Origin of the sequence: Pseudomonas sp. p99-361, from assembly GCF_003935475.1 — a bacterium.
Lineage (GTDB): Bacteria > Pseudomonadota > Gammaproteobacteria > Pseudomonadales > Pseudomonadaceae > Aquipseudomonas > Aquipseudomonas juntendi.
Genome location: NZ_RHQO01000011.1, coordinates 107,781 through 117,219 on the forward strand (window position 1 = coordinate 107,781; position 9,439 = coordinate 117,219).

Below are 9,439 nucleotides of genomic sequence, written 5' to 3' on the forward strand. Positions count from 1 at the left end.
CGACCATTTTCGCCCACTGGGGGGCTTGGGGCAAACATTTAAGCGCCAAGCGGCCAGCTTTAAGCTGCAAGAAAGAAGCACGGGCCGAGCCGGACTGCTCTGGAGCCTGTAGCCTGCAGTTTAAAAGCTGCAACTCATCGCCAATATCAAAACTTTTTGATATTGGCCTTGCTAGGTCACCAATGCCTGACTAGACTGCCCGCCCATGAACCTCCGTGTGCAATCGATCCCCGAGCAATGCGAAACATTGGCCGCCCTGTGCAAGGCCAGTGGCGACGCCTTGCGCCTGAACGTGCTGCGAGCCCTGGCCAACGACTCGTTCGGTGTACTGGAGCTGGCCCAGATCTTCGGCATCGGGCAGTCGGGCATGAGCCACCACCTCAAGGTGCTGGCCCAGGCAGAGCTGGTCGCCACCCGCCGTGAAGGCAATGCCATCTTCTACCGCCGCGCCCTGCCCGACAGCCTGCGCCTGGGTGGCCGGCTGCACGCGGCGCTGCTGGAAGAGGTGGATGCCCTGGCCCTGCCGGCCGATGTGCAGGCGCGCATCGCGCAGGTCCAGCAACGCCGCGCGGTCACCAGCCAGGACTTCTTCCTGCGCGTGGAAGAAAAGTTCCGCGCCCAGCAAGACCTGATCGCCGGCCTGCCGCAGTACCGCGAGAGCCTGCTGGCGCTGCTCGACAAGCTGCATTTCGACCCGGCGGCCAGTGCCCTGGAAGTCGGCCCCGGCGACGGTGGTTTTCTACCCGACCTGGCCCGGCGCTTTGCCCACGTCACTGCACTGGACAACAGCGCGACCATGCTCGAACTGGCGCGCCAGGTGTGCCAGCGCGAGGGGCTCGACAATGTGACCCTGCAGTTGGCCGATGCACTGGGTGCCACGGATGTGGCCGCCGACTGCGTTGTGCTGAACATGGTACTGCACCATTTCAGCGACCCGGCCCTGGCCTTGCGCCAGCTGGCCAAACGGGTGAAGGCAGGCGGCAGCCTGCTGGTCACCGAGTTGTGCAGCCATGACCAGGGGTGGGCCCGCGAAGCCTGCGGCGACCTGTGGCTTGGCTTTGAACAGGACGACCTGGCCCGCTGGGCCAACGCGGCCGGGCTGGCCCATGCGGACAGCCTGTACGTGGGCTTGCGCAACGGTTTCCAGATCCAGGTCCGGCACTTCCAGCGCACGGCTGGCGACATACACCATCGGTAAATTTCAGGAACCCTCGAGATGAGCGAATACTCCCTTTTCACCTCCGAGTCCGTGTCCGAAGGGCACCCGGACAAGATCGCCGACCAGATTTCGGACGCAGTCCTCGATGCCATCATCGCCCAGGACAAATACGCCCGCGTAGCGTGTGAAACACTGGTCAAGACCGGTGTCGCCATCATCGCCGGCGAGGTCACCACCTCGGCCTGGGTTGACCTGGAAGACCTGGTGCGCAAAGTCATCATCGATATCGGCTACAACAGCTCCGACGTCGGCTTCGACGGCGCCACCTGCGCCGTGATGAACATCATCGGCAAGCAGTCGGTAGACATCGCCCAGGGCGTCGACCGCTCCAAGCCGGAAGACCAGGGCGCCGGCGACCAGGGCCTGATGTTCGGTTATGCCAGCAACGAAACCGAAGTGCTGATGCCGGCGCCTATCTGCTTCTCGCACCGCCTGGTCGAGCGCCAGGCCGAAGCACGCAAGTCCGGCCTGCTGCCATGGCTGCGCCCGGATGCCAAGTCGCAGGTCACCTGCCGCTATGAAAACGGCAAGGTCGTAGGCATCGACGCAGTGGTACTGTCGACCCAGCACAACCCTGAGGTTTCGCAGAAAGACCTGCAAGAAGCGGTGATGGAGCTGATCGTCAAGCACACCCTGCCTGCCGAACTGCTGCACAAAGGTACCCAGTACCACATCAACCCGACCGGCAACTTCATCATCGGTGGCCCGGTGGGCGACTGCGGCCTGACCGGCCGCAAGATCATCGTCGACTCCTACGGCGGCATGGCGCGTCACGGTGGTGGTGCGTTCTCCGGCAAGGACCCGTCCAAGGTCGACCGCTCCGCCGCCTACGCCGGCCGCTACGTGGCCAAGAACATCGTCGCCGCCGGCCTGGCCGAGCGTTGCGAGATCCAGGTGTCGTACGCCATTGGCGTGGCCCAGCCGACCTCCATCTCGATCAACACCTTCGGTACCGGCAAGGTCTCCGACGAGAAGATCATCCAGCTGGTGCGCGAGTGCTTCGACCTGCGCCCGTACGCGATCACCACCATGCTCGACCTGCTGCACCCGATGTACCAGGAAACCGCTGCCTACGGCCACTTCGGCCGTACCCCGCAGCAGAAGACTGTCGGCGACGACACCTTCACCACCTTCACCTGGGAGCGTACCGACCGCGCCCAGTCGCTGCGTGACGCTGCTGGCCTGTAAGTTTTCCTGCAGCGCTGGACGAAAGCCCCTGCCGAGCGATCGGCAGGGGCTTTTTCATGACATATCGACTCACAATCGCTTACCGGCAATGCCTGCCAGCTTGCCTACGCTGAGGGGCCAACCCGCCATGCAAGGATGCAGGCCATGCCGCTCATGCTGTTCATCACCCTGCTGGGGGTGCTCGCCGCGCCACTGGCGCACGCCAGCTCATGCCCCGGCTGGAACCCCCAGCAAGTCGCCAGCGAGGTTGCCCAACTGCGGAAAACCCTTGGCAGCTGGGACGACCACTACCATCGCCAAGGCATTGCCTTGGTACCTGATGAGCTTTATGACCAGAGCCGCCAACGCCTCGCGCAGTTGCAGCAGTGCTTCGGCCTGGCCGGTGGCCCTGCGCCACTGGCCAACGCGGGCGGCCCGGTACCCCACCCCATTCCCCACACGGGCATCGACAAGCTGCACGACCGCCACGCCGTGCAGCGCTGGCTGGCCGGCAAGGCCGATGTCTGGGTCCAGCCCAAGGTCGATGGCGTGGCGGTGTCGCTCATTTACCGAGAGGGCCGCCTGGTGCAGCTGATCAGCCGGGGCAACGGCGCCCAAGGGCACGACTGGAGCCGCCACATCCCCCAGCTGGGTAGCATCACCCGCCAGCTGCCGCAGGCCATGGACCTGCAGTTGCAGGGTGAGCTGTACCTGCGCTTGAACGCGCATGTTCAGGCCCAGGCGGGCGGCGCCAAGGCGCGCGATACCGTGGCCGGGTTACTTGCCCGCAAGCGCCTGAGCAGCGAACAAGGCGAGGCGGTGGGCCTGTTCGTCTGGGACTGGCCGCAAGGCCCCGAGCAACAGGCCGAACGCCTCGCGCAGCTGGCACAGCTGGGCTTTGCCGACAGCCAGCGCTACAGCGTTGCGATCAATACGCTGGATGAGGCGGCCCAATGGCGTGAACACTGGTACCACGCTGCCCTGCCCTTCGCCAGCGATGGTGTGGTGATGCGCCAGGGTAGCCGGCCACCCGCTGAACGGTGGCAGGCCAAGGCACCGTACTGGCTCGCCGCCTGGAAGTACCCGTACATGCAAGCATTGGCCGAAGTTCGCGACGTGCGCTTTCGGGTCGGTCGTACCGGGCGGGTCACGCCCGTGCTGCACCTGCTGCCGGTAACCCTCGACAACCGACGGGTCACGCAAGTGAGCATGGGTTCGCTGGCGCGCTGGCACAGCCTGGACATTCGCCCTGGGGACCAGGTGGCGGTGAGCCTGGCCGGGCTGACCATTCCGCGCCTGGAGCAGGTGGTACACCGCGCTGTCGAGCGCGTGCCGGTAGCGGCACCGGCAGCCGGCCAGTATCACGCCCACAGTTGCTGGCAGGCCAGCGTGGGCTGTGAAGAACAGTTCATTGCCCGCCTGGCGTGGCTGAGCGGCAAGCACGGCCTGGCCCTGCCGCGCACCGGGCCGGGCACCTGGCGCCGGCTGGTCGCAGCCGGGCTGGCAACCTCGCTCACTGACTGGCTGCAACTGGATGCCACACGCCTGAGCGAGGTTGCAGGAATCAGTGAGCGAACGGCAGCCCAGTTGCGCAGCAGTTTCAACGATGCCCGCACCCGGTCGTTTGACCAGTGGCTGCGGGGGCTGGGCGCTCCCCTACCCAATGGCATGCAGATCACCGGCGACTGGCAAGCACTGGCGGCCCGCACGGCTGACACCTGGCAGGCATTACCCGGCATTGGCGAAAAGCGCGCACGACAACTGGTGGATTTTTTTGCAGCCGCCGAGGTTCGAGCCATAGCAACGCAGCTGGGCGAGCACGGTATCGAAGGCTTTGAGCGCCCTAAGCAATGATTTTTTACCAATTAGCCTGTAGGAAATTCCTGAGATTCAAGCGGAAATACCCGGCAAGGGTTTCTAAAAGGACAAAACCAAGGCAGGATTTCACCCTAATTTTTTGCTGCCCCGCCCCGTCCAGGAGGCTTTTCATGAAACGTATTTCCACCCTTTTCCTGCTCGCGACCATTGCGGCGGCCGCAGGCACCGCCCAGGCTGCCCAGCCGGATGCCGGCCTGACTGGCTGCGCCGCCAAGCGCAGCGCCATCGAGAACCAGCTGAAGATTGCCCGTGACCACGGCAACAGCGACCAGGTCGCCGGCCTGGAAGCAGCGCTGCGCGGGGTCGACAACTGCACCGACGCAAGCCTGCGCAAGGAACGCGAGCAAAAGGTGCTCGACGCCCGTCATGAAGTGGCGCAGCGCGAAAAAGACCTGAAGAAAGCCGAGAAAAAGGGCGACGCCGAGAAGATCAACAAGCGCAAGGACAAACTCGCCGAGTCGCGCAAAGAGCTGCAGGAAGCAGTAGACGATCTCGACCGCTGAGGTATCTGACTTGCAAGTGCGGTCTTTGTGGGAGCCTCAGGTTTGTGCAAACAGCACAGCCCTTAATGATTGCGGAACTCGCTATGGCAGGCCTTGCAGGCCGCCTCGACCTTGTCCATCGGCGCTTTCAGTTGCGCAGGGTCCAGCGGCTGCGTGCGGGTCACATCGACCAGTTCGCCGGTCACGCCTTCCAGCTGCCGGGCCAGCTCATGGAAGCGCGCCTGGCGCTCCCACACTTCGGCACGGGCACTGCTGTCACCGCCATCGCGTACCTGCGGGAAGTGCTGCCACGGCTGGTGCGAAAGGTTGTCCAGTTGCAGCGCACCGCCGGCAAACTTCACCCCGTCGAACGGCAGCCGGCCACGCAACATGCCGCCCAGGTCTTCGCTGGTCTTGAGCATGTCCTTGAAGATGACCTTGCGCTTGCCCAGCGGCGAGTTGGGGTCAACCCGCTCGCAACCACTCAAGGCTGCACCCAGGGCCACTGCTGCCAGCACTACAACGGTCAATCGCTTCAACATGACGCTCACTTCGGCCTGCGAAAAGGGGCGGCCAGTATCGCTGCCCCGCAGCCAAACACCAATAGCCACATAAAAAACAGGGGCGAATCTTCATGTTCGCCCACCACAGGAATGCACACATGAAATCTGCCCTGCGCCACCTGGCCTGGACATTCCCGGTACTGGCCCTGCTGGCTGGCTGCAATGGCGGCGAGAGTGCCAAACCCGAGCCGCATGCGGTAGCCACCTACGCCCCCGCCACCTGGAAAGACCTGCCCGCAGTCAGTGACGAAGACTTGCTGGCCGGGTTCTACGCCTGGCGCAGCGGTTGCGAAAAACTCAAGCGCGACCCGGTGTGGGCCGCGACCTGCGAAGCGGCGGGTAGCGCCCAGGCCAGTGCCGCGCAGGTGCGCACCTTCCTGGAGCAGAACCTGGAGGTCTACGGCCTGCGCTCGGCCGAGAACAACGCCAACGGCCTGATCACCGGCTACTACGAACCGGTCTACCCCGGCGGCCTGAGCCCATCGAAAACCAACCATGTGGCGGTTTACGGCGTGCCCGAGGACATGATCGTCGTCGACCTGGCCAGCGTGTACCCCGAACTCAAGGGCAAGCGCTTGCGTGGTCGCCTCGAGGGCCGGGTGCTCAAGCCTTACGACACCGCCGAGGTGATCAACCGTGACGGCGTGAAAGCCCCCGTGCTGGCCTGGCTGAGCGACCCGATGGACCTGCAGTTCCTGCAGATCCAGGGCTCAGGCCGGATCCAGCTGGAAGATGGCCGCCAGCTGCGCCTGGGCTATGCCGATCAGAACGGCCACCCCTACCGGCCGATCGGTCGCTGGCTGGTCGAGCAGGGCCAGTTGAAAAAGGACGAGGTGAGCATGGGCGCCATCCATGCCTGGGCCCAGGCGAACCCCCAGCGCGTCGCGGAGTTGCTTGCCAGCAACCCAAGCTACGTGTTCTTCAGCACCCGCCCGGACAGCAACGAGGGCCCGCGCGGTTCGCTGAACGTACCGCTGACCGCAGGCTACAGCGTGGCCATCGACCGCAAGGTGATCCCTCTGGGTAGCCTGTTGTGGTTGTCCACCACGCGCCCCGACGGCTCGCCGGTGGTGCGCCCGGTTGGCGCCCAGGACACGGGCGGCGCCATTGCTGGCGAAGTGCGTGCCGACCTGTTCTGGGGTACCGGGCCCGAGGCCGGCGAGTTGGCGGGGAACATGAAGCAGCAAGGGCAGATCTGGATGCTCTGGCCCAAGGGCCAGCCGCTGCCAGAGGTGCCCAAGGTTCTTTGACGTTGCGCGGGCCCTGCGGGGGCGGCTTCAGCCGCGCCACAGGGCCCACGCAGGCCTTCAGATGGAAACCACGAAGAACGCCACGATGATCGCCAGCCCGGCCAGCCATACCAGCGAGCGCAAGGCAGCCCAGTCGGCCAGGTAGCAAATGATGTAGAGCAGCCGGCTGGTGATGTACATCACCCCCAGCACATCCTGGGTCACCTGCTCGGCATTGCCGACAATGTCTGCCACCAGCACGGCTGCGGCGAACGCCGGGAATGCCTCGTAGCTGTTCTGCTGCGCAGCATGCGCGCGGCGTGGCAGCCCGGACAGCGTATCGAGGAAGGCACGCGGGTCATGGTTGTCCCGCATGCCAAAGCGGCCACTGCTGACCTTGGCGATCAAGGCACACAGCGGCGGCAGGAACAGCGCGATCAGGATGCACCACAAAGCGACGGTCATAGGCAGGACTCCTTGTTCAGTCTTCAGGTCAGAGCTTCATTACCAGCATGCCGGCCAGCACCAGCCCGCAAGCTAGGAGTCTTGGGCCGCCAAAAGGTTCTTTGAGGTAGCGCATCCCCAGTAACACCACCAGCACCACGCTCAATTCCCGCAATGCCGCAGCTTCGGCCACAGAGCCCAGGTGCATGGCCCACAGCACCAGCGCATAGCTGAACAGCACACAGAACCCTACCGCCAGCCCCAGGCGCCACTGGCTGCGCCAGAACGCTACGAAGGGCGCACGCCGCGCCACACTGGCCAGTAGCGGGAATGGCCAGGCACTGAGCAGGGTCAGCCACACCAGGTAATCCCACGGCTTGCCCCACAGGCGCACGGCCTGCCCGTCGAACCAGGTGTAGCACCCGATGCACAGGCCGATCAGGGCCAACACCGGTAGCATCGCCCAGGGCAGCCGGTCACCGCCGCCGCCCTGCCACAGCAGGCAGGCCATGCCGCACGGAATCAGCAGGATCCCGATGATCTGCTGCTGGCTCAGCGACTCCCCGGCAAACGCCAGCGTCAAGCCCAGCACCACCAGCGGCGACAACCCGCGCATCAGAGGGTAGACCAGGCCCAGGTCACCCACCCGGTAGGCCTGGATCAGCAGGTAGCGGTACAGCTGCTCGGCCAGCGCCGAAGCCAGCAGCCACGGCCAGATACTGGCCGGTGGCAGTTGCACGAACGGCAGCGCCAGCACGGCGAAGGCCAAGGCCACGGTGTCCATGCTGGCAATGACCAGCAGCCGCTCGCCGCTGAATTTGATCAGGGTGTTCCAGGTCGCGTGCAGCAGCGCGGCGACCAGCACCAAGGATGTTGCCAGCACGTCTTGTTTTCCTTATGGCTTTCGTGGCTGTGAATATAGAGCGTTCGCGGGCCATTGTGCGGCCAATCGCCGGCCCCAGAGTGGGAACGTTCGCAACGAATTCGGTCAAAGGCTGTGTCCCGAACCCCTCGCCAGGTCATCAAAGAACTGCCCGAGCCATTCGGGTTACGACTTGGAAGCCACTGTTACAGGATTCGGGATGCTTGAATTAGTTGCCGCGTTTATCTGCCTGACCACCCTCCTCACCTATGTGAACTACCGTTTCATCGGCCTGCCGCCCGCCATCGGCGTGATGGTCACGGCGCTGCTGTTTTCCCTGATGCTGCAAGGCCTGAGCCTGATCGGCTTCCCTGGCCTGGAAGAGCGCGTCGAAGGCCTGATGAACCAGATCGATTTCAATGACCTGCTGATGCACTGGATGCTGGCATTTCTGCTGTTTGCCGGCGCCCTGCACGTCAACCTCACCGACCTGCGCAGCTACCGCTGGCCAATCGGGCTACTGGCGACCGTGGGCGTGCTGATTGCCACCGTGGTCATCGGCTACCTGTCGCATTGGGTCTTTGCCATGTTCGGCTGGCAGGTTCCGCTGATCTACTGCCTGCTGTTCGGTGCACTGATTTCACCGACCGACCCGATTGCCGTGCTCGGTGCGCTGCGTACCGCCAATGCGCCGAAACCCTTGAAGACCACCATCGTCGGCGAGTCGTTGTTCAACGACGGTACCGCCGTGGTGGTGTTCACCGTGTTGCTGGGCATCATCCAGCTGGGCGAAACCCCAAGCATCAGCGACACGGCGGTGCTGTTCGCCCGCGAGGCCATTGGCGGTGTGCTCTTCGGCGGCCTGATCGGCTACGCCACCTACCGCATGATCAAGAGCGTGGAGCAGTACCAGGTCGAGGTCATGCTGACCCTGGCACTGGTGATCGGCGGCTCGGCGATGTGCTACGAGCTGCACGTGTCGGCGCCGATCGCCATGGTGGTGGCGGGCCTGATCATCGGCAACCTGGGGCGCAACCTGGCCATGAACGACATGACCCGCCGCTACATGGACGGTTTCTGGGAGCTGATCGATGACATGCTCAATGCGCTGCTGTTCGCCCTGATCGGCCTGGAGCTGTTGCTGCTGCCGTTCAACTGGATGCACCTGGCCGCTGGCGGCGTGCTGGCGCTGGCGGTGCTGCTTTCGCGGTTGCTGACCGTGGCCCCGGCCATCGTGCTGTTGCGGCGCTGGCGGCCGGTGCCCAAAGGCACAGTGCGGGTACTGACCTGGGGGGGCTTGCGTGGCGGGGTCTCGGTGGCCCTGGCGCTGTCGCTGCCCTTGGGCGATGAGCGCGACCTGCTGCTGTCGATTACCTACATCGTGGTGCTGTCGTCGATCCTGGTGCAGGGCTTGAGCATCGGCCGGGTGGTGCGCAAGGTCAGCGCCCAGCCTTGAGAATGCCGGGGCCGCTCTGCGGCCCATCGCCGGCAAGCCAGCTCCCACAGGGATCGCGTCATGGCTGACAGGTGTTTGCCACAAGGTATGGCAGCGCCTGTTAGAGCGAGCGCCGCCCGCGCGGCGCAATCGCGAGCTG

9 protein-coding genes are annotated in these 9,439 nt (G+C 64.6%); 6 read left to right on the forward strand and 3 right to left on the reverse strand.

What is annotated here, in order from left to right:
- The first annotated feature begins 205 nt into the window (after positions 1-205).
- From EGJ22_RS07680 to EGJ22_RS07695, 4 genes are all read left to right on the forward strand, one after another.
- The gene (locus EGJ22_RS07680) at positions 206-1,198 is read left to right on the forward strand and encodes a metalloregulator ArsR/SmtB family transcription factor (protein WP_009681380.1); all 993 of its coding nucleotides are present in this window, start codon (positions 206-208) and stop codon (positions 1,196-1,198) included.
- 18 nt (positions 1,199-1,216) lie between these two features.
- Positions 1,217-2,407 (forward strand): methionine adenosyltransferase, encoded by a 1,191-nt coding sequence (gene metK, locus EGJ22_RS07685; RefSeq protein WP_009681381.1) that lies wholly within the window; start codon positions 1,217-1,219, stop codon positions 2,405-2,407.
- 144 nt (positions 2,408-2,551) lie between these two features.
- Entirely contained in the window at positions 2,552-4,240 is a 1,689-nt protein-coding gene (ligB, locus tag EGJ22_RS07690) for an NAD-dependent DNA ligase LigB (RefSeq protein ID WP_029886255.1), read from the forward strand.
- A 134-nt stretch (positions 4,241-4,374) separates the two neighbouring features.
- The gene (locus tag EGJ22_RS07695) at positions 4,375-4,767 is read left to right on the forward strand and encodes a DUF1090 domain-containing protein (protein ID WP_009681384.1); all 393 of its coding nucleotides are present in this window, start codon (positions 4,375-4,377) and stop codon (positions 4,765-4,767) included.
- 62 nt (positions 4,768-4,829) lie between these two features.
- Here EGJ22_RS07695 and EGJ22_RS07700 read toward each other — a convergent pair whose 3' ends face one another.
- Positions 4,830-5,288, reverse strand: a complete 459-nt coding sequence (locus tag EGJ22_RS07700; protein ID WP_029886256.1) for a cytochrome c — start codon at positions 5,286-5,288, stop codon at positions 4,830-4,832.
- A gap of 119 nt (positions 5,289-5,407) precedes the next feature.
- On the opposite strand from EGJ22_RS07700, the gene EGJ22_RS07705 reads away from it, so the two are divergent.
- Entirely contained in the window at positions 5,408-6,559 is a 1,152-nt protein-coding gene (locus tag EGJ22_RS07705) for a murein transglycosylase A (protein ID WP_029886257.1), read from the forward strand.
- A gap of 57 nt (positions 6,560-6,616) precedes the next feature.
- Here the strand turns inward: EGJ22_RS07705 and EGJ22_RS07710 are convergent, their stop codons facing one another.
- Both EGJ22_RS07710 and EGJ22_RS07715 read right to left on the reverse strand, forming a co-directional pair.
- Positions 6,617-7,003 carry an MAPEG family protein gene (locus EGJ22_RS07710; protein WP_009681388.1) on the reverse strand — a complete coding sequence of 129 codons (387 nt, stop codon included), beginning with the start codon at positions 7,001-7,003 and terminating at the stop codon, positions 6,617-6,619.
- A 28-nt stretch (positions 7,004-7,031) separates the two neighbouring features.
- Positions 7,032-7,865, reverse strand: coding sequence for an EamA family transporter (locus EGJ22_RS07715; protein WP_115294916.1), 834 nt, complete (start codon positions 7,863-7,865; stop codon positions 7,032-7,034).
- A 199-nt stretch (positions 7,866-8,064) separates the two neighbouring features.
- Here EGJ22_RS07715 and EGJ22_RS07720 point away from each other — a divergent pair, with 199 nt between their 5' ends.
- Entirely contained in the window at positions 8,065-9,300 is a 1,236-nt protein-coding gene (locus tag EGJ22_RS07720; RefSeq protein WP_029886258.1) for a sodium:proton antiporter, read from the forward strand.
- Positions 9,301-9,439 lie beyond the last annotated feature (139 nt).